The organism is Actinacidiphila glaucinigra, assembly GCF_035918135.1.
Lineage (GTDB): Bacteria > Actinomycetota > Actinomycetes > Streptomycetales > Streptomycetaceae > Actinacidiphila > Actinacidiphila glaucinigra.
Genome location: NZ_CP109144.1, coordinates 3,199,342 through 3,219,836, shown reverse-complemented (window position 1 = coordinate 3,219,836; position 20,495 = coordinate 3,199,342). Strand labels below are relative to the sequence as shown.

The window sequence follows — 20,495 nt, the reverse complement described above, 5'->3', positions numbered from 1 at the left end:
ACTCCACTAACAAGCGCGTCAGGCTCACAGCGTCGTGCGTCTTCCACGCGGCATGCCATCCCTCTCCACCGCCTTCGGCCGTCGGGACGCGGCCGTAGACCAGGGACTAGTGAGGACTCACGTGAGCAACCCCGTCGTACTCATCGCTGAAGAGCTGTCGCCTGCCACCGTCGACGCCCTCGGTCCGGACTTCGAGATCCGTCACTGCAACGGCGCCGACCGAGCCGAACTCCTGAGCGCGATCACCGATGTCGACGCCATCCTGATCCGCAGCGCCACCAAGGTCGACGCCGAGGCCGTCGCCGCCGCCTCCAAGCTGAAGGTCGTGGCCCGCGCGGGCGTCGGCCTGGACAACGTGGACGTCTCCGCCGCCACCAAGGCCGGCGTCATGGTGGTCAACGCCCCGACCTCCAACATCGTCACCGCCGCCGAACTCGCCTGCGGTCTGCTGATCTCCGTCGCCCGCAACATCGCCCCGGCGAACGCGGCGCTGAAGCAGGGCGAGTGGAAGCGCAACAAGTACACCGGCGTCGAGCTCGCCGAGAAGACCCTCGGCGTGGTCGGCCTCGGCCGCATCGGCGCCCTGGTGGCCCAGCGCATGTCGGCCTTCGGGATGAAGATCGTCGCGTACGACCCCTACATCCAGCCCGCGCGCGCCGCCCAGATGGGTGTGAAGATCCTCAGCCTCGACGAGCTGCTGCAGGTCTCCGACTTCATCACGGTGCACCTCCCCAAGACCCCGGAGACGGTCGGCCTCATCGGCGAGGAGGCGCTGCGCAAGGTCAAGCCGCACGTCCGCATCGTCAACGCCGCGCGCGGCGGCATCGTGGACGAGGAGGCGCTGTTCGCCGCGCTCAAGGAGGGACGGGTCGGCGGCGCGGGCGTGGACGTGTACGCCAAGGAGCCCTGCACGGACTCCCCGCTCTTCCAGTTCGACAACGTGGTGGCCACCCCGCACCTGGGCGCCTCCACGGACGAGGCCCAGGAGAAGGCGGGCATCTCCGTCGCCCGTTCGGTGCGCCTCGCCCTCGCCGGTGAGCTGGTGCCGGACGCGGTCAACGTCCAGGGCGGGGTCATCGCCGAGGACGTCCGCCCCGGCCTGCCGCTCGCCGAGAAGCTCGGGCGGATCTTCACCGCCCTCGCGGGCGAGGTGGCGGTCCGCCTCGACGTGGAGGTACGCGGCGAGATCACCCAGCACGACGTGAAGGTGCTGGAGCTCTCCGCCCTCAAGGGCGTCTTCGAGGACGTCGTCGACGAGACCGTCAGCTACGTCAACGCCCCGCTCTTCGCGCAGGAGCGCGGCGTCGAGGTCCGCCTCACCACCAGCAGCGAGTCGCCCGACCACCGCAACCTGGTCACCGTGCGCGGCACCCTCTCGGACGGCACCGAGGTGTCCGTCTCCGGCACGCTGGCGGGTCCCAAGCACATCCAGAAGATCGTCGCCGTCGGCGACGACGACGTGGACCTGGTCTTCGCGGAGCACATGGGCTTCCTGCGCTACATCGACCGCCCCGGTGTCGTCGGCACCGTCGGCCGCATCCTGGGCGACGCCGGCATCAACATCGCGGGCATGCAGGTCGCGCGTGACCAGGCCGGCGGCGAGGCGCTGGTCGCGCTCACCGTCGACACCGCCATCCCCGCCCCGGTGCTGGCCGAGATCGCCGAGGAGATCGGCGCGACCTCGGCCCGCGCGGTCAATCTCGAGGGCTGACGGCCGGTTCGCTCCGCTGGGGGCGGCCGACCCGGGCGATCCGGGTCGGCCGCCCCTTCGCCGTCAGCGTCGCCGTCGCGGGGGAGCCGGGCCGGAAGCGCAGCGCCACCGCCGCGAGGAAGACCAGGCCCAGCACGGGGTACGGAGAGGCGAAGGGCTGCAGCCACCACGCCAGGTGCAGATCCAGGTCACCGGCCTTAGGCACGATCCACAGGGTGCGCGCCAGGAAGACCACCGCCGCCACCCGCAGCGCCCAGCGCGGCGCCTCGGCGGCGAGCAGGATCAGCATCGGCACGCACCACACCCAGTGGTGCGACCAGCTGATCGGCGTGATGAGCAGCGCCGTCACCGCGCAGCACACCACGCCCCAGGCCTCCCGGCCCAGCCGGCCCATCCGCACCGAGACCGCGAGCCCCGCGCAGGCCACCACGAGCGCGGCGACCGCCCACACCGCACCGGGGTGGGCGGTGTGCAGCACTCGGGCGGCGAAGCCCTGCAGCGACTGGTTGTCGACGATCCAGACCTTGCCGATGCGGTTGGTGTCGAAGAGGCAGCGGGTCCAGTAGTCGACCGTCGCGCCGGGCAGCGCGAGCGCCCCCAGCAGTGTGGTCCCGGCGAACCCGGCGGCGGCGACCGCGGCTTCCTTCCGCCGGCCGGTCAGCAGCAGGTAGACGGCGAAGATCGCGGGGGTGAGCTTGATACCCGCCGCCACGCCGATCGCGATGCCCTTGCCGCGTGCGCCGTCCGGCCTGCTCAGGTCCCACAGCACCAGCACCGCGAGCAGCAGGTTGATCTGGCCGTAGAGCATCGTCTGGAAGACGGGCTCCAGCCACAGCCCGAGGGCCATGGCCAGGAGCACCACCACCCAGCGCGAACCGCGGGCGCGCGGCCATCCCGTCGCCCGGCAGGACAGGTATGCGAGCAGCCCGAGCAGCAGCAGGTTGCCGCCCATGAAGGCCAGCTTCAGCAGCGGTACGGGCAGCCACGTCGTCGGCACGAACAGCAGCGCGGCGAACGGCGGGTAGGTCGCCGGGAGGTTCCACTCGGTGACGGTGAAGCCGTACAGGTCGCTGCCGTCGACGGCGGCCGCGCCCTCGGCGCGGTAGACCTGCATGTCGGCCATGGGCACGGGCATCGACAGGCACAGCGCGGTGAAGGCGGCCAGCGACACGACGAGCAGCAGCCCGGCGAGGAGCAGTCGGCGGTCGGCGCGGGGTCTGCCGGGGACGGTCGGCGGCGTCCTCCACAGCGCTGGGCGTTCGCGTCCGTGGGCGTCCGTGGAATGAGTCACCGGCTCCCGATCCCCTTGTTTCGCCATCCGCGGTGTCCGCGCCGGACGCGCGGTTCGCCCACGTCCTACGCGTGTCGATCAAGCCCCCCTGGGCCCTGTCGGCCCGAGCCTCGCGTCACGTTACTTGTGCCCCCTCGGGTCGGCAACAGTCCCTTCAGTCCCCGAGCCCGGCCGTCTTGAGGGCTATGTGGAGCAACAGCCGGTCCTCCCCGTCGTCCAGGTCGAGGCCGGTCAGCCGCTCGATGCGGGACAGCCGGTAGTAGAGCGTCTGCCGGTGTATCCGTAGCTCAGCGGCGGCGCGCCCGGCCTGTCCCGCACGGTCGAGGTACACCTCGGCGGTATGTGCGAGGTCGGAGTGCGAGGGGTCGAGCAGTGGACGCACCGCCGGATCCACCGCCCCGGCGGGCAGCGCGGCCAGCATCCGGTAGGGGCCGATGGCGTCCCACTCCGCGGTGCGACCGAGCCGCGGCTGGGCGCGGGCGGCGCGGGCCGCGGAGACGGCCTCGTGCCATGCCGCGGGCAGTTCCGCGAGCCCCTGGCGGGGGGTGCTGATCCCGGCCCGCGCGCTCGGCTCCACCGCCCTGCCGTTGCCCTCCATCAGCCGTGCGGCCGCGGTGAGCGCCGGCCCCGACGTCGTCGCCGAGCGCAGCCGTACCAGGGCGGCGAGCGCCGCGACCGGGGGCTCCCGGTGCGTGTCGATCGTGCTTTCCTGTGGCGGCACCACGCACAGCGCGGCGGCGCCCGGCACGCTGCGCGGTCCCGGCGCGTCGCCGTCCTCGCCGCCCGGCCAGGGCAGGACGCACACCATCGCGTGGGCCTCGTCCGCGTCCGGGCCGAGTGCCGCCCGCAGCGCCTCACGGGCGGCCGTTCGGCCGGGCCCGGGGGCGGAGCCGAGGAGGTCGCCCAGCGCGCGGCCGGCGTCGGCGCCCGCGCGGGACTCGGCGGCCAGCAGCGCGCCGATACGGGCGGCGACCGCCATGGCGGCGGCCAGCTGGGCGTCGGTGTGCCCGCTGGTGTCCAGCAGCCACACGTAACCGTGCACGACGCCGCCGTGCCGCACCGGCAGGCACAGGCGGGGCCGGAAGACCCCGGCGTCGGGCGCGGCCGGGATGCGGACCGGGGCCGTGGCGCGGGCGATGCCGAAGCGCTCGAACCAGGAGCGGACCTCGGCGGTGGAGCGGCGGGTGAGGATCGACCGGGTGCGCACCGGGTCCATGGCGCCGTCGTCGTCGCTGTCGTGCGCGCCGAAGGCGATCAGCCGGAAGTCGCGGTCCTCCAGGGTCGCCGGGGCGCCGAGCAGCGCCGAGACCTCGTCGACAAGCTCCTGGTAGTCACCACGCACGCCGCCATTCTCCCTCATACATCTGTATGAGCGATGCCGATCGGATGCGTGACAGCTGTCGATGGCGGGCGGGGTAGGTGAATCCTAGATTTCACGGCGACGCTGCCTGCCCCCTGGGCAGCCCTTCAACCAGGAGGAGACCGTGCTCGGTCCCGTGCTGCTCGCCGCCTCGCGCAGCGACCGTATGCGCCGCGTCGTCGCGGGCGCGCCGATCACCCGCCCCGTGGTGAACCGCTTCATCGCGGGTGACGAGCTGGCGCCCGCCATGGACACCGTGCGGTCGCTGACCGCCTCCGGCCTGGAGGTCACGCTCGACCACCTGGGTGAGGACGTCACCGACAAGGCGACCGCGCTCGCCACCCGCGACGCCTACCTGCGGCTGCTGGAGGCACTGAAGGCCGAGGGCCTGGGCACCCGCGCCGAGGTCTCCGTCAAGCTGTCGGCCTTCGGGCAGGCCCTGCCGGCCGGCGGCCACGACATCGCGCTGGAGAACGTCCGTCCCGTCGCCGACCTGGCGAGCGAGATCGGCACCACGGTCACGCTCGACATGGAGGACCACACCACGGTCGACTCCACCCTCGCGATCCTCGACGACCTGCGCCTGCGTCACCCCGGCACCGGCGCCGTCCTGCAGTCGTACCTCTTCCGCACCGAGGAGGACGCCCGCAACCTCGCCGTCGCCGGCTCCCGCGTGCGCCTGGTCAAGGGCGCCTACAAGGAGCCCGCCAATGTGGCCCACCAGGACAAGGCCGAGGTCGACCGCGCCTATGTGCGCTGCCTGAAGATCCTGATGGCGGGCGAGGGCTACCCGATGATCGGGTCCCACGACCCGCGGCTGATCTCCATCGGCCAGGAGCTCGCCCACCGCCACGGCCGCAAGCAGGGCTCGTACGAGTTCCAGATGCTGTACGGCATCCGCACCGCCGAGCAGCGGCGGCTGGCCGAAGAGGGCGAGCGCATGCGCATCTACGTCCCGTACGGCGCAGACTGGTACGGGTACTTCATGCGGCGTCTCGCGGAGCGGCCGGCGAACCTGGCCTTCTTCCTGCGGTCCTTCCTCCCCACCCGCTGACCACGACCCCACAAGGACACAAGGAGATGTCTTCCATGGACGCTGTGACCCAGGTCCCCGCCCCGGTGAACGAGCCGGTGCACTCCTACGCCCCGGGGAGCCCGGAGCGGGCCCGGCTGGAGGCGAAGCTGAAGGAGCTGGCCGGGAACCCCGTCGAGCTGCCGATGACCATCGGCGGCGTGCGGCGGATGGGCGGCGGCGAGCGCTTCGACGTCGTACAGCCGCACAACCACGGCGCCCGCCTGGGCACCTACGCCAACGCCACCCAGGACGACGCCCGCGACGCCGTCGAGGCCGCACTGGCCGCCGCCCCGGCCTGGCGCGCCATGTCCTTCGACGACCGCGCCGCCATCATCCTGCGCGCCGCCGACCTGCTGGCCGGCCCCTGGCGCGAGACGATCGCCGCCTCGACGATGCTCGGCCAGTCCAAGACCGCGCAGCAGGCCGAGATCGACAGCCCCTGCGAGCTGGTCGACTTCTGGCGCTTCAACGTGCACTTCGCCCGGCAGATCCTGGCCGAGCAGCCGATCGCCAACTCCCCGGGTGTGTGGAACCGCCTCGACCACCGCCCGCTCGAGGGCTTCGTCTACGCGATCACGCCCTTCAACTTCACCGCGATCGCCGGCAACCTGCCGACCGCTCCGGCCCTGATGGGCAACGCCGTGGTGTGGAAGCCGTCCCCGACCCAGACGCACGCCGCCGTGCTGCTGATGGAGCTGCTGGAGGAGGCCGGGCTGCCCAAGGGCGTCATCAACCTGGTCACCGGCGACGGCATCGCCGTCTCCGAGGTCGCCCTGGAGCACCCGGACCTGGCCGGCATCCACTTCACCGGTTCCACCCGGACCTTCCAGCACCTGTGGAAGACGGTCGGCAACAACATCGACAAGTACCGCTCCTACCCGCGGATCGTCGGCGAGACCGGCGGCAAGGACTTCGTCGTCGCCCACCCGTCGGCCGACCCGGCGGTGCTGAAGACCGCGCTGACCCGCGGCGCCTTCGAGTACCAGGGCCAGAAGTGCTCCGCGACCTCCCGCGCCTACATCCCGCGCTCGCTGTGGGAGAACGGCTTCAAGGAGGAGTTCGCGGCGGAGGTCGACGGCCTCACCATGGGTGACGTCACCGACCTGTCGAACTTCATCGGCGCGGTGATCGACGAGCGCGCCTTCGCGAAGAACAAGGCCGCCATCGACCGCGCCAAGGCCGACCCGACCGTCGAGGTCGTCGCCGGCGGCACCTACGACGACGGCGTCGGCTACTTCGTCCGGCCGACCGTGCTGGTCTCCTCCGACCCGGAGAACGAGATCTTCCGCGAGGAGTACTTCGGCCCGGTCCTCGGCGTCCACGTCTACGACGACGCCGACGAGGGCGCCTTCGAGGCGATGCTCACCCAGATGGAATCGGTCGCCGCGTACGCGCTGACCGGCTCGATCGTCTCCCGTGACCGCGCCGCCGTCGCGCACGTCATGGACAGGCTGCGCTTCGCCGCGGGCAACTTCTACATCAACGACAAGTCCACCGGCGCCGTGGTCGGCCAGCAGCCGTTCGGCGGCGGTCGTGCCTCCGGCACCAACGACAAGGCGGGTGCCGCGCAGAACCTCCTGCGCTGGACGTCGACGCGGTCGATCAAGGAGGCCCTGGTGCCCCCCACCGACTACCGCTACCCGCACATGGGCTGACCTCCGCGTCACCCGGACGAGCCCGCAAGGGGCAGGGCCCGGTACCCCCGATTCCGTGGGGTGCCGGGCCTTCGCCGTCTCAGATAGTAGGAAGTCCGAGTAATTGTGGAGACAGATCGGCCGAGCTGTCCTAGCTTTGTAGAAGCCGAACGTCTCGCTCCACCAGCGACCGGCGGACAGCCGCGCACCTCTGGCAGGTCACCCCCTGCAGCGCCGCTCCCCGCCCCGTTCTATGGCGACACAACCCTCCTCTTCTTCTCCGGGAGCTGTTCACCATGGACGAGACCGCCCGCAAGAACGCCGCCGAAGCCCTCCAGCGCGCCCTGGACCGCCGTGACAACGGCGGCTCGACGGGCCACGAGCCGCGATGAGCGGCCCCCTCGTGCCCCGCCGGATCAGCCGTCTGCGGCGCCTGGCCTACCTGGCCGTGCGCGCGATGGTGAAGTGATCGATCCGTCTGCCGTTCTCGGCGAGTGCCGAGACGACCAGCCGTGCCGTCCTGCCGTCCTGCCGGACGGCGCGGGCCGCGACTCCACGGACAGGAACGAGTGGCCCGGGCCCGTGTAGCGGACGCGTGACCATTCCACGGTCTCCGTGGCCTTGTGGGCACCCTTCACCCAGCGATGGGTGTCCATGCTGTCCAGGTCCTTGACGTGCCCTTCGTGGCTTCCGGCACGGGGAAGGCGTACAGGGTCTTCCCCGCGCCGCCCGCCGTGACGTGGACGGTGCCGTCCCACTCGGGGTCCGTGGTCGCCCCGACGGGGACGGCCCTGCCGACGGCGTCGCGGCGCACCGCATCGGTGCGCTGCCGGCGAGGTGCTCGTCGATGCCCATCCGTGGAGTGTCCGTGGACAGGGAATTCACCTCCGCCGCCAACTCGGCACGGTCAGACGGGTCAACAGCGCCCGGCGGGCACGCACCACGTCCGCCATGCGGACATCACGTGTCATTCCCTGGACGGGAGAGTAGGGTTCTCGCCATGTCTCGCAGCATCAGTCTCGCAGTGATCCCCGGTGACGGAATCGGCCAGGAAGTGGTGGCAGAGGGCCTGAAGGTCCTGTCCGCCGTCCTTCCGCAGGACGTGAAGCTGGAGACCAAGGAGTACAGCCTCGGCGCCAAGCGCTGGCACGAGACCGGCGAGACCCTGCCGGACGCGGAGCTGGAGCAGCTCAAGGCGCACGACGCCATCCTGCTGGGCGCGGTCGGCGACCCTTCGGTGCCCTCCGGCGTCCTGGAGCGCGGCCTGCTGCTGAAGCTCCGTTTCGCCTTCGACCACCACGTCAACCTGCGGCCCTCCCGGCTCTTCCCGGGAGTGAAGGGTCCGCTGGCCGGTGAGCCGGACATCGACTTCGTCGTCGTCCGCGAGGGCACCGAGGGCCCCTACGTCGGCAACGGCGGTTCCCTGCGCACCGGTACGCCGCACGAGGTGGCCACCGAGGTCAGCCTCAACACGGCGTTCGGCATCGAGCGCGTGGTGCGCGACGCCTACGCCCGCGCCCAGGCGCGCCCCCGCAGGAAGCTGACGCTGGTCCACAAGAACAACGTCCTCGTGCACGCGGGCCACCTGTGGAAGAACATCTTCGACAGGGTCGGCGAGGAGTACCCCGAGGTCGCCACCGACTACCTGCACGTGGACGCGGCGACGATCTTCTTCGTCACCCAGCCCGAGCGCTTCGACGTGATCGTCACCGACAACCTCTTCGGTGACATCCTCACCGACCTGGCCGCCGCCGTGACCGGTGGCATCGGCCTCGCCGCCAGCGGCAACATCAACCCGGGCGGCGAGTTCCCGTCGATGTTCGAGCCGGTGCACGGCTCCGCCCCGGACATCGCCGGCCAGGGCAAGGCCGATCCCACCGCCACCGTGCTCTCGGTCGGCATGCTGCTGCGGCACCTCGGGTACACCGCCGAGGCCGAGCGGATCGAGGCCGCGGTCGCCGCGGACCTCGCCGAGCGTTCCGCGACACGCAGCACCTCCGAGATCGGCGACGCGCTCGCCGCGCGAGTAGCCGGCTGACCGCCGGGCAAGCCTCCGCCAGTCGGCCCGGCCGGTCAGCGACCGCACCACGACTGACCTCCACCTCCCGGGCCGCGCATGTATGTCCTCGGCCCCACCGCTGCGATAATCGGCGGTGGGGCCGCTGTGCGAGGGGAAACTCGGACGTCCTAGCAGCTGAGGACGTCGGGTGCGGTCCGCCCTGACCCTGACGCGAAGGACACCACACATGACGACGCCCACGATCGAGCTCAAGCCCTCCTCGCACCCGCTGCCCCACGCGCAGCGCGAGGCGATCCTCGCCAGCCCCGGCTTCGGCCGCCACTTCACCGACCACATGGTGACGATCCGGTGGACCGAGGGCCGCGGCTGGCACGACGCGGAGCTCGTGCCGTACGCGCCGCTCTCCATCGACCCCGCGAACATGACGCTGCACTACGCGCAGACGATCTTCGAGGGGCTCAAGGCCTACCGTCAGCCCGACGGGTCCGTCGCCACCTTCCGTCCCGAGGCCAACGCCGAGCGCTTCCAGGCCTCCGCCCGCCGCCTGGCCATGCCTGAGCTGCCCGTCGAGACCTTCATCGCCGCCGTCGACGCGCTCGTCAGCCAGGACAAGGAGTGGGTGCCCAGCCAGGGCGAGCAGTCCCTCTACCTGCGTCCGTTCATGTTCGCCACCGAGGTCGGCCTCGGCGTCAAGCCGGCCAACGAGTACCTGTTCATGGTCATCGCCTCCCCGGCGGGTGCCTACTTCCCCAGTGGCGTCAAGCCCGTCTCCGTCTGGCTCTCCGAGGAGTACGTCCGTGCCGCGCCCGGCGGCACCGGCGCCGCGAAGGCCGGCGGTAACTACGCCGCGTCCCTCGTCGCGCAGGCCCAGGCCATCGAGCACGGCTGCGACCAGGTCGTGTGGCTCGACGCGATCGAGCGCCGCTGGATCGAGGAGATGGGCGGCATGAACCTGTACTTCGTGTACGGGGACAGGATCGTCACCCCCGAGCTCACCGGCTCCCTCCTCCCCGGCATCACCCGCGCATCGCTGCTGCGCATCGCCGCCGACCTCGGCTACGAGGTCGGCGAGGGCCGTATCTCCGTGGACGACTGGAAGAACGGCAACGCGGACGGATCGCTGACCGAGGTCTTCGCCTGCGGCACCGCGGCGGTCATCACGCCGGTCGGTTCGGTGAAGTCCACCCGCGCGGACTGGACCGTCGGCGACGGCCGGTCCGGCGAGGTCACCATGAAACTGCGCAAGGCGCTGCTCGACATCCAGACCGGTCAGTCCCCCGACACCCACGGCTGGATGCACCCCCTGGGCGGCTGACCGCCCGCGGTCCCCGTACGGCGCCGCCCGGGGCAGGGCCCGGGCGGCGCCGCACCCCTGCCCGCGCGACGGCCGGGCCGGGCGGGGAGCGGACCGTCTCACACGGTGACGGCGATCCGTTCCGGAGTCCGCGCCGGCGGCACGGGGTGCGGACGGCCCGCGTGGAGCACCAGGTACACCGCGGCCGTGGCGCCGCCCGATATCAGGAAGCTGAGGTCGATCCCTCCGGTCACGGGCAGCAGGGGCCCGCTGTACGCCGGGGTGTCGACGCAGGGCAGCCCGATGCCCGACCCCGCCGCCCAGGCGACCGCGGCCTGCACGTTCCAGCCGCCGCGGTACCAGTACGGACCGCCGCGGCCGCCCCGGAAGACCCGCGGCTGGGAGAAGCGGCGCGGCGATATGGAGCGCGTGCAGTCGCCCAGCAGGGTGATGAACGCGATCGCCCGCTCAGGCCCGCCGAGACCGTGGCGAGCAGCCAGGTCGGCCAGAAGCCGCCGAGCAGGTACTCCGTGCCGGCGGGCGCGGCCGTGGTGAAGTCCCCCGCGTACGCGACGACCCCGATCACCAGCAGCGCCGTCAGCCCTACGGACAGGGCGCGGCTGAGTCGCAGCAGCATCCGGTAGCCGAAGACCGCGGACGTGGCGGTGCAGGCCGCGAGCAGGGCGTGGACCACGGCGTGGCTCCGGCCGCCGGCCGTGAGCCCGACGAGCCGGTCGAGGCAGCCGACGACGGCGTCGCCGCCGAACCAGAGGGTCAGCGCGGTGCAGCCCAGCGACAGCAGCAGCCCGATGACCGAGCCGAGCAGCCTGCCGCGCACGCCGACGTGCACGCCGCCGCTCGTGGACAGGTTGGTGGCCGTACGCAGCGAGACCAGCGCGAGCGGGGCGAACCAGCACCGTGCCGGCCACGGTGCCCACGAGCAGGGAGGTGAAGGAGGCCCACCGGCCGAGACCGAACGAGACGGGGAGCCGGCCGAAGACGATCACGCCCAGCGCGAGGTCGGAGCCCAGCACGGTGTCCACTCCGCGTTGTTCGATCTGCATGGCGGGCTCCCTTGCCGTGCCGGGAAAGTTAGAACGCCACTCAATTTCATCTGGCAGCGTTCCGACACCAATACTTCCCATGAGTGGCTTTCAGGTTTAGAGTGATGCTCAAATCGTTGATCGATGTGGGAGGCCGATGTGGGAGGTGTCGAGACGTGAGGCTCACCCCGACCGAGCGCGACCGGCTGCTGCTGTTCGGCGCCGCGGAGCTGGCCCGGGCGCGCCGGGCGCGCGGGCTGCGGCTGAACGTCCCCGAGGCCACCGCACTGATCGCCGACGCGGTCTGCGAGGCCGCGCGGGACGGCGCGCGCCTCGCGGAGGCCGTCGAGGCCGGCCGTGCCGTGCTCGGTCCCGAGGACGTGCTGCCCGGCGTGGCGGACGTCGTCACCGAGGTCCACGTGGAGGCCGTCTTCGACGACGGCTCGCGGCTGGCCGTCGTCCCGGACCCGATCGGCGGGGGCTCGCTGGGGCCGCAGGCCCCCGGCGCCGTGCTGCCCGGCCCGGCTCTCCCCGAGCGGTCCCCGGAGGCGGTGGTGGCCGTGCGCAACACCGCCTCCGTACCGGTGAGCGTGACCTCGCACTTCCACTTCTTCGAGGCCAACCCCCGGCTGGACTTCGACCGTTCGGCGGCGTACGGCATGCGCCTGAACGTCCCGGCAGGCTCCTCCGTGCGCTTCGGGCCGGGGGAGGAGCGGGAGGTCGGGCTCGTCCCGATCGGTGGCGACCGCGTGGTGATCGGTTTCGCCGGGCTCGTCGACGGCCCGCTCGACGCGCCCGGCGCGAAGGCGGAGGCACTGCGGCGGGCCGCCGCCTGCGGATACCTGGGAGCGCGGCGATGAGCATCGACCCCTACGAGTACGCCGCCGTGCACGGACCGCGTGCCGGGGACCGGGTCAGGCTGGGGGACTCGGGCCTGGTGGTCCGCGTCGAGTCGGACTCCCAGCGGCCCGGGGACGAGTTCCTCGCCGGATTCGGCAAGACCGCCCGCGACGGGCTGGCGCTCAAGGCCGCCGCCGTCCGCGAGACCTGCGACGTGGTGATCAGCAACGTACTGGTCATCGACGCGGCCGTCGGCATCCGCAAGGTGTCCGTCGGCATCCGCGAGGGCCGCATCCACGCCATCGGCCGGGCAGGCAACCCCGACACCCTCGACGGGGTGGACGTGGTGGTCGGCACGGGCACCTCCATCGTGTCCGGCGAGGGGCTGATCGCCACCGCCGGAGCCGTGGACACCCATGTCCACCTGCTGTCCCCGCGCATCATGGAGGCCTCGCTCGCCTCCGGGGTCACGACGATCATCGGTCAGGAGTTCGGGCCTGTCTGGGGCGTCGGCGTCAACTCGCCCTGGGCGCTGCGCCACGCGTTCAACGCCTTCGACGCCTGGCCCGTCAACATCGGCTTCCTCGGGCGCGGTTCGTCCTCCGACCCGGCGCCGCTGGTCGAGGCGCTCGCCGAGGGCGGGGCGTGCGGCTTCAAGGTCCACGAGGACATGGGCGCCCACACCCGCGCCCTGGACACCGCGCTGCGCGTCGCCGAGGAGCACGACGTCCAGGTCGCCCTGCACAGCGACGGCCTGAACGAGTGCCTGTCCGTGGAGGACACCCTGCGCGTGCTGGACGGCCGTACGATCCACGCCTTCCACATCGAGGGCTGCGGCGGCGGGCACGTGCCCAACGTTTTGAAGATGGCGGGCGTGCCCAACGTCATCGGCTCCTCGACCAACCCCACCCTGCCCTTCGGCCGGGACGCGGTCGGCGAGCACTACGGGATGATCGTCTCCGTCCACGACCTCAAGCCCGACCTGCCGGGCGACGCGGCCATGGCCCGCGACCGCATCCGTGCCGGCACGATGGGCGCCGAGGACGTACTGCACGACCTGGGCGCGATCGGCATCACCTCCTCCGACGCCCAGGGCATGGGCCGCGCCGGCGAGACCGTGCGCCGCACCTTCGCCATGGCCGGGAAGATGAAGGCCGAGCGCGGTCCCCTGGAGGGCGACGGCCCCGACGACGACAACACCCGCGTGCTGCGCTACGTCGCCAAGCTCACCATCAACCCGGCGATCGCCCACGGCCTCGCCCACGAGATCGGCTCGATCGAGGTCGGCAAGCTCGCCGACATCGTGCTGTGGCGGCCGCAGTACTTCGGCGCCAAGCCGCAGATGGTGCTCAAGTCCGGCTTCCCCGCGTACGGGGTCACCGGCGACCCCAACGCCGCCACCGACACCTGCGAACCGCTCGTCCTCGGCCCGCTGTTCGGGGCCCACGGCGCCACCGCCGCCGACCTGTCCGTGGCGTTCGTTGCCCGCCCCGCACTGGAACTGGAGCACGACCGGATGCCCACCCGGCGCCGTCGGGTCGCCGTGCGCGGCACCCGCGGCATCGGTCCGGCCGACCTCGTCCTCAACTCCCGTACCGGGCAGGTGGACGTGGAGGGCACGACGGGCCTGGTGACCCTCGACGGCGACCCGCTGCGCTCCGAGCCCGCGGAGCAGGTGTCGCTCAGCCGTCTCTACTTCTTGTGACAAGGACCAGCGCCATGCCCAGCACCCCCGCCGCCGACGGCTACACCATGCCGCCCGAGTGGGCCCCGCACACCCGTACCTGGATGGCGTGGCCGTCGCCCAGCGTCACCTTCGACGGCGCGGACGACCTCGCCGAGTCCCGCACCGCCTGGGCCGCGGTGGCCCTGACAGTGGCCCGCTTCGAGCCGGTGACCGTCGTGGCCCGGCCCGAGGACGCGGCGGGCGCCCGGGAGCTGCTCGGCTCCGGCGGCGCGGACGTCACGGTCGCCGAGGCGCCGCTGAACGACGCCTGGATGCGTGACATGGGCCCGACCTTCCTGACCGGCGGCGGCCGCCTCGCGGCCGCCGACTGGACGTTCAACGGCTGGGGCGCCCAGGAATGGGCGGCCTGGGGGCACGACGCGGAGATCGGCGCCTTCGTCGCCGGGCGGGCCGGCGCCGCCCGCTACGCCACGTCCTTCGTCAACGAGGGCGGCGGCATCCATGTCGACGGCGAGGGCACCGTGCTGCTCACCGAGACCGTGCAGCTCGACCCGGGCCGCAACCCGGGCTGGACGAGGGAGCGGGCGGAGGCCGAGGTCCACGCCTTCCTCGGCACCCGAAAGGCGATCTGGCTGCCCCGCGGTCTCACCGCCGACTACGGGCGCTTCGGCACCCGCGGGCACGTCGACATCGTGGCGGCCTTCGTCCGTCCCGGCGTGGTCGCCGTCCACAGCCAGCAGGACCCGGCCCACCCCGACCACGCCGTCTCCCGGGAGGTCGCGTCCCTGCTGCGGGCCGCCACCGACGCCCGGGGCCGGGCGCTGGAGGTCGTGGAGCTGCCGGCGCCGCAGGTCCGGGAGGTGGACGGCGAGCTGGTCGACCACTCCTACGTCAACCACTACCTCTGCAACGGCGCCGTGGTCCTGTGCGCCTTCGACGACCCCGCCGACGAGGTCAACAAGGCGGTCTTCGAGCGGCTCTTCCCGGACCGGGAAGTGGTGCTGGTGGACGCTCGTACGATCTTCGCCCACGGTGGTGGTATTCATTGCATCACCCAGCAGCAGCCCCAGGTGTGACCGCCCCACCACCTCCGGAGGAACAGTGACCGGACCCGCCCGCCCGCGGCGGCGGCTCAAGCAGCCGCGCGAGGACGTGATGGCCGCCGCCATGGCGACCATCGCCGAGCGCGGGCTCGCCGAGCTGACCATCGCGGGCCTCGGCCGGCAGGTCGGCATGAGCAGCGGCCACGTCCTCTACTACTTCGGCAGCAAGGACGAGCTGCTGCTGCAGACCCTCGAATGGAGCGAGGAGCAGCTCGCCGCCGAGCGCCGGCGGGTGCTGGGCGGCCCCGCCGCCCCCCGGGAACGGCTCGACGCCGTGATCGACCTCTACCTTCCCGACGGGCGCCGCGACCCGCGCTGGACGCTCTGGTCCGAGATCTGGAACAGGACGACGGCCGCCGAGGACGTGCTGCGCCGCCAGCTCGATCTCGAACTGGTCTGGCACCGCGACCTGGTCGCCCTGCTCGCCGAGGGCATCTCGCGCGGCGACTTCCGGCCCCTGGACCCCGAGCGCTTCACGGTGCGGCTGCGGGCGCTGCTGGACGGCTTCGGGGTGCCCCTGGTCATCGGGCTGCCGGGGACGGACCGCAGGCAGACCCTGGAGCACGTCAAGGAGTTCCTGGACGACGCTCTCTCCCCGGCCCCCGCGGGCTGACGGAGGGCTCACGGCCGGGGTGGCGCGGCTGCCCGAGGCGGGACCGGACGCGGCCGTTCCGGCCCGCTGCCGACCGGGTGCCCGCATCCTGAGACCGTGTCCCACGTCCGCGGGTCCTGTGGCAGACTGCCGATGTGTCCTCGTTCGCCATGATTATCGGCAGCAGGCGCGCCGGTCCTCAGTGATCGCCGAACCGCAGACCATCGCGGAAGCGAACACCGTGTCCCAGACCCGCGCGCAGACCTCTCGCACCCGCGAGAGGTTTTTTCGTTTCCCGGCCCACCCGCGCCGGAGGCGGCGCAGCGCGAGGGATGATGGGGGCAAGTGGAGCCCGGTCTTCCGGAACCACTCACCCGACAGGAGTTGGAACGAACCATGACGGCCGTACTGGACGACAGCTTCCACGTCTTCGACACCACGCTGCGCGACGGCGCGCAGCGCGAGGGCATCAACCTCACCGTCGCCGACAAGCTGACGATCGCCCGGCACCTGGACGACTTCGGGGTGGGCTTCATCGAGGGCGGCTGGCCGGGCGCCAACCCGCGCGACACCGAGTTCTTCGCCCGTGCCGCCGCCGAGCTGGACCTGCGGCACGCCGAATTGGTGGCGTTCGGCGCCACGCGCCGCGCCGGCGGCAACGCCGCAGAGGACCCGCAGGTCAGGGCGCTGCTGGAGTCGGGAGCCCCGGTGATCACGTTGGTCGCCAAGTCCCATGACCGGCATGTCGAGCTGGCCCTGCGCACCACGCTCGAGGAGAACCTGGAGATGGTCCGGGACACCGTCTCCCACCTGCGTTCCCAGGGCCGCCGGGTCTTCGTCGACTGCGAGCACTTCTTCGACGGCTACAGGGCCAACCCGGGGTACGCCAAGGAGGTCGTGCGCGCCGCCCACGAGGCCGGCGCCGACGTCGTCGTCCTCTGCGACACCAACGGCGGGATGCTCCCGGCCCAGATCACCGCCGTCGTCCGCACCGTGCTCGCCGACACCGGCGCCCGCCTGGGGATCCACGCCCAGGACGACACCGGCTGCGCCGTCGCCAACACCCTCGCCGCCGTCGACGCGGGCGCCACCCACGTCCAGTGCACCGCCAACGGCTACGGCGAGCGGGTCGGCAACGCCAACCTCTTCCCGGTCGTGGCGGCGCTGGAGCTCAAGTACGGCCGCAAGGTCCTGCCCGCCGGCTCCCTCGCCGAGATGACCCGCATCTCGCACGCCATCGCCGAGGTCGTCAACCTCACGCCCTCCACCCACCAGCCGTACGTGGGAATCTCGGCCTTCGCCCACAAGGCGGGGCTGCACGCCTCCGCGATCAAGGTCGACCCCGACCTCTACCAGCACATCGACCCGGAACTCGTCGGCAACACCATGCGCATGCTGGTCTCCGACATGGCGGGCCGTGCCTCGGTGGAGCTCAAGGGCAAGGAACTCGGCATCGACCTCGGCGACGACCGCGAGCTCGTCGGCCGCGTCGTGGAGCGCGTCAAGGAGCGCGAACTCGCGGGCTACACCTACGAGGCTGCCGACGCCTCCTTCGAACTCCTGCTGCGCGAGGAGGTGGAGGGCAGGCCGCTGCGCTACTTCCGGGTCGAGTCCTGGCGCGCCATCGTCGAGGACCGCCCCGACGGCACGCACGCCAACGAGGCGACGGTCAAGGTGTGGGCCGACGGCCAGCGCATCGTCGCCACCGCCGAGGGCAACGGCCCGGTCAACGCGCTGGACCGCGCGCTGCGCGTCGCACTGGAGCGGACCTACCCGCAGCTGGCGAAGCTGGAGTTGGTGGACTACAAGGTCCGCATCCTGGAGGGCAAGCACGGCACGGAGTCCATCACCCGGGTGCTGGTCTCCACCTCCGACGGCAGCTGCGAATGGTCCACCGTCGGCGTCGGCGAGAACGTCATCGCCGCCTCCTGGCAGGCACTGGAGGACGCCTACGCGTACGGGCTGCTGCGCGCCGGCGTGGAGCCGCGTCGGAACGACTGAAGGGCCCGGCGCGGCGGACACGGCGCAATCACCCGCGTCCGCCGCGCCGAAAAGGCGTCGGTCACGCAACACGGCGGCCGCGCCGGAATAATTGCCGTAGGCACCGGAATTCCCACCCCGGTAATTCCGGCTGATTGATCCGTCCAAGAAGAGCAAGCGTCCATGAGTGGACACCCGGCGCCCGGGTCGTTACGGTCGAATTGTCGGCGTCGTCGACATGGGATGACTTGATCCGCAGGTCAGGTGGCGTCCGCAGCCGGAATCGACCGGCTGTTGTGGTGCCCGGCGCATCGCGTTGAAGATTTCGCTCTCCGGGCCCGCTCCGCATGTCTTCCATGCGCCCCCGGCCGGGTCGAGCGCACCATCCGCGCGTACCAGATTCCAGGGAAGAAGAAATTCATGCGCGCCAAGCGAAGCATCGCATTGCTGGCAAGCCCCCTCGTCGCGGCCGCGGCGCTGGCGTTCTCGTCGGCGGTACCGGCAACGGCGTCCGCGGACACGGCGCACCACGCGACGGCGTCCGCGCAGCAGTCTCCCACCAAGAACGACCCGAAGTACCAGCAGGGTTACAACGCCGGGCTTCTCGACGGACGCTTCGACGGAAACTCCTGCTCGTACTACGACTCCTACAGTCCGCAGACCACGAACTCGAAGTACAAGTCGGGCTACACCAACGGCTACAACATCGGCTACAACGCCAACTGCGACAACTAAAACCCGGAGATCCGCGCGGCGTGCGTCTCAAGTGCCGTGCATACGCGCGTAGAACACCGGGCACACTCCTCCTGCTCCACCTGCTCCACCTGCACCGCCGCCCCACCGGAAGCACGGTCCCCAGCAGGAGGAATCCCCCATGAAGTTCCGCTCTCTCCTGAGCGCGCTCGTTCTCGCGCTCGGAGTGCTGTTCGCCCCGGGCGTCGGCCTCACCGCGTCCCACGACGCCTACGCCGTCACGAAACTGACGCACGCCCAGGCCACGACGATGTTCCGCAACGCCGGGATCACCTGGTCCTCGTCAGGCGGCTGCTCCAACCGCAACAACGCGACCTGCACGTCCTTCGACCAGCTCAACCAGCCGACCGCCCAGGGCGCGGTGACCCTGAAGGGCGCCACCGGCTGCGCCCTGAACATCACCGGCGGCACCGAGACCGGTCACGCGAGCGGCACCTACTCGCACTGGAACGGCTACAAGCTCGACTACGGCAAGAACAGCTGCGTCACCAACTACATCCACAGCGTCTTCACCTACATCGGCCTGCGCGGTGACGGCGCCCCCCAGTACCGCTCCGGCTCGGGCAACATCTACGCCGACGAGGGCAACCACTGGGACGTCCTGTACTACAACTGCGGCGGCTGCTGATCCGTGCCCGGCGAGCCGCCCGCGGCACGGTCCCGGCCGTGCCGCGGGCGGTCCCGCACCCTGACGACGCTCACGCCCAGGCCCGGACCTCCACCGGGTCGCCCACCGCGATCGTGCCCGGCCGGAGCACGGCCGCCTTCATCGCGAAGCTCACCTTGTTGCCGTACTCCGGCTCCCGCCGGTAGCCGGCCAGGCTGCGCACCGGCTCGGGACCGGCGGTACGGCCGGTCGCCTGGTCGACCAGCGGCACGGAGCAGCGCATCGCGCGCACGGAGTAGCCGAGGCGGGCGGTGCCGACGTCCATGAGACGCACCCGGTCCTCGGTGTGGGGCTCGCTCCAGCCGGCGACCACGATGTTGGGGCGGAAGCGGTCCACGGGCACGGGTGCGCCGCCGCGCTCGGCGATGCGCCGGTTGAGGTCGTCGAGCGAGGCCAGCGAGGCCACGGAAAGGGCGTGCGCGTCGGCGAAGTTGACCTTGCCCGGATGCTCGCCCCAGCCGTCCCGGTCGAAGCCCGGACGGACCCGCACCAGGCGCGAGGGCGCACCCAGCGCATCGGAGAACCAGTGCGCGGCCTCCTCGCCCTGGTCGACCGCCGGCCCCAGCGGCCGGTCGAACAGGGCGACCTCGCGCGGCGGCCCCTCGTACGCCACCTCCAGCGTCAGCTCCCCGGCCCCGGGCGCCGACAGCGACAGGTGCTTGCCGTCGTCGGTGACGTCCGCGCGCACGACCGCCATCCGCGGGAGCGTCCGCTGGCTGCGGAAGGATCCGTCGGCCGCGTCGACCACCATGAACGTACGGTCGTGGACCAGACCGGTCGCGGTGACGGCCGAGCCGGCCAGGGGCACGCCGGCGCAGCCCTTGACGGGGTAGCGGGTCAGCGAGTGCACGGTCGCGGCGGTCATGGGGCTCGTCCTTCCAGGGGCGGAGAAACCCATTCGATCACGCTCCCGTGCCCGGCGTACGGTCATCGCGTGACCGACGACACGACGCCACGGATCAGACCCGCGCGGGCCGCGGACGCGGACGCGATCACCGCGGTCTTCCTGGCCTCCCGGGAGGCCGCCATGCCCTGGCTGCCCCGGCTGCACAGCGACGAGGAGACCCGGTGGTGGGTCGCGAACGTCGTCCTGGAGCAGTGCGGGGTGTGGCTCGCGGAGGAGACCGGGACCGGTGCCGCGGTCGGCTTCGCCGCACTCGGGGGCGACTGGCTGGAGCACCTCTACCTGCGGCCCGACGTGCGCGGACGCGGCATCGGCAGCCGACTGCTCGACGAGGTCGTGCGCCACCACCCGGACGGCCCACTGTCGTTGCACGTCTTCCGGCGCAACACCGCGGCACGCGCGTTCTACGAACGGCACGGCTTCCGGGCCGTCCCCGGCAGCGGGAGCACCGCGAACGAGGAGGGCGAGCCGGATCTGACCTACCGTCTGCCGCCGGTGGCCGGCCGGTGACCAACGGCACACGTACCGACCAGTAACGCGA

At 71.9% G+C, this 20,495-nt stretch carries 16 protein-coding genes and 1 pseudogene; 13 read left to right on the top strand and 4 right to left on the bottom strand.

Going from position 1 to position 20,495, the window contains the following annotated elements:
- Nucleotides 1-121: 121 nt before the first annotated feature.
- Nucleotides 122-1,711, top strand: a complete 1,590-nt coding sequence (gene serA / locus OIE69_RS14035) for a phosphoglycerate dehydrogenase (protein WP_326572293.1) — start codon at nucleotides 122-124, stop codon at nucleotides 1,709-1,711.
- Here the strand turns inward: serA and OIE69_RS14030 are convergent.
- Nucleotides 1,695-3,002: a glycosyltransferase 87 family protein gene (locus OIE69_RS14030; protein ID WP_326572292.1), complete on the bottom strand. Its 1,308-nt coding sequence runs from the start codon at nucleotides 3,000-3,002 to the stop codon at nucleotides 1,695-1,697. The genes serA and OIE69_RS14030 overlap by 17 nt on opposite strands.
- Nucleotides 3,003-3,156: 154 nt before the next feature.
- Nucleotides 3,157-4,344: a PucR family transcriptional regulator gene (locus OIE69_RS14025; RefSeq protein ID WP_326572291.1), complete on the bottom strand. Its 1,188-nt coding sequence runs from the start codon at nucleotides 4,342-4,344 to the stop codon at nucleotides 3,157-3,159.
- Nucleotides 4,345-4,486: 142 nt separating this feature from the next.
- Between OIE69_RS14025 and OIE69_RS14020 the strand changes: the two genes are divergently transcribed.
- The 4 genes from OIE69_RS14020 to OIE69_RS14005 all read left to right on the top strand — a co-directional run bounded on the left by OIE69_RS14020 (nucleotide 4,487) and on the right by OIE69_RS14005 (nucleotide 10,406).
- A complete protein-coding gene (locus tag OIE69_RS14020; protein WP_089225011.1) occupies nucleotides 4,487-5,416 on the top strand; it encodes a proline dehydrogenase family protein in 930 nt (309 codons plus the stop codon).
- 35 nt (nucleotides 5,417-5,451) lie between these two features.
- Complete coding sequence (pruA, locus tag OIE69_RS14015) at nucleotides 5,452-7,092, top strand: L-glutamate gamma-semialdehyde dehydrogenase (protein ID WP_326572290.1); 1,641 nt, start codon at nucleotides 5,452-5,454, stop codon at nucleotides 7,090-7,092.
- Nucleotides 7,093-8,071: 979 nt separating this feature from the next.
- Complete coding sequence (locus OIE69_RS14010) at nucleotides 8,072-9,109, top strand: 3-isopropylmalate dehydrogenase (RefSeq protein ID WP_326572289.1); 1,038 nt, start codon at nucleotides 8,072-8,074, stop codon at nucleotides 9,107-9,109.
- Between the two features lie 208 nt (nucleotides 9,110-9,317).
- Entirely contained in the window at nucleotides 9,318-10,406 is a 1,089-nt protein-coding gene (locus OIE69_RS14005) for a branched-chain amino acid aminotransferase (RefSeq protein ID WP_326572288.1), read from the top strand.
- 98 nt (nucleotides 10,407-10,504) lie between these two features.
- Here the strand turns inward: OIE69_RS14005 and OIE69_RS14000 are convergent.
- A pseudogene (locus tag OIE69_RS14000) lies at nucleotides 10,505-11,449 on the bottom strand (cytosine permease).
- A 155-nt stretch (nucleotides 11,450-11,604) separates the two neighbouring features.
- Between OIE69_RS14000 and ureA the strand changes: the two are divergent.
- The 7 genes from ureA (at nucleotide 11,605) to OIE69_RS13965 (ending at nucleotide 19,011) form a co-directional block, all read left to right on the top strand.
- Nucleotides 11,605-12,288, top strand: coding sequence for an urease subunit gamma (gene ureA / locus OIE69_RS13995; protein ID WP_326572287.1), 684 nt, complete (start codon nucleotides 11,605-11,607; stop codon nucleotides 12,286-12,288).
- On the top strand, nucleotides 12,285-13,973 hold the full coding sequence (locus tag OIE69_RS13990) for an urease subunit alpha (RefSeq protein ID WP_326572286.1): 1,689 nt from the start codon (nucleotides 12,285-12,287) through the stop codon (nucleotides 13,971-13,973). Before ureA ends, OIE69_RS13990 begins: the two co-directional genes overlap by 4 nt.
- A gap of 14 nt (nucleotides 13,974-13,987) precedes the next feature.
- On the top strand, nucleotides 13,988-15,031 hold the full coding sequence (locus tag OIE69_RS13985) for an agmatine deiminase family protein (protein ID WP_326572285.1): 1,044 nt from the start codon (nucleotides 13,988-13,990) through the stop codon (nucleotides 15,029-15,031).
- Between the two features lie 25 nt (nucleotides 15,032-15,056).
- Nucleotides 15,057-15,671: a TetR/AcrR family transcriptional regulator gene (locus OIE69_RS13980; protein WP_326572284.1), complete on the top strand. Its 615-nt coding sequence runs from the start codon at nucleotides 15,057-15,059 to the stop codon at nucleotides 15,669-15,671.
- Between the two features lie 375 nt (nucleotides 15,672-16,046).
- Nucleotides 16,047-17,651 (top strand): citramalate synthase, encoded by a 1,605-nt coding sequence (cimA, locus tag OIE69_RS13975; protein ID WP_326572283.1) that lies wholly within the window; start codon nucleotides 16,047-16,049, stop codon nucleotides 17,649-17,651.
- Between the two features lie 399 nt (nucleotides 17,652-18,050).
- Nucleotides 18,051-18,365, top strand: coding sequence for a hypothetical protein (locus OIE69_RS13970; protein WP_326572282.1), 315 nt, complete (start codon nucleotides 18,051-18,053; stop codon nucleotides 18,363-18,365).
- Between the two features lie 139 nt (nucleotides 18,366-18,504).
- Nucleotides 18,505-19,011, top strand: a complete 507-nt coding sequence (locus OIE69_RS13965; protein ID WP_326572281.1) for a hypothetical protein — start codon at nucleotides 18,505-18,507, stop codon at nucleotides 19,009-19,011.
- 70 nt (nucleotides 19,012-19,081) lie between these two features.
- Here the strand turns inward: OIE69_RS13965 and OIE69_RS13960 are convergent, their stop codons facing one another.
- Nucleotides 19,082-19,915 carry an MOSC domain-containing protein gene (locus OIE69_RS13960; protein WP_326572280.1) on the bottom strand — a complete coding sequence of 278 codons (834 nt, stop codon included), beginning with the start codon at nucleotides 19,913-19,915 and terminating at the stop codon, nucleotides 19,082-19,084.
- A gap of 69 nt (nucleotides 19,916-19,984) precedes the next feature.
- Here OIE69_RS13960 and OIE69_RS13955 point away from each other — a divergent pair, with 69 nt between their 5' ends.
- Nucleotides 19,985-20,464, top strand: a complete 480-nt coding sequence (locus tag OIE69_RS13955) for a GNAT family N-acetyltransferase (RefSeq protein WP_326572279.1) — start codon at nucleotides 19,985-19,987, stop codon at nucleotides 20,462-20,464.
- Nucleotides 20,465-20,495 lie beyond the last annotated feature (31 nt).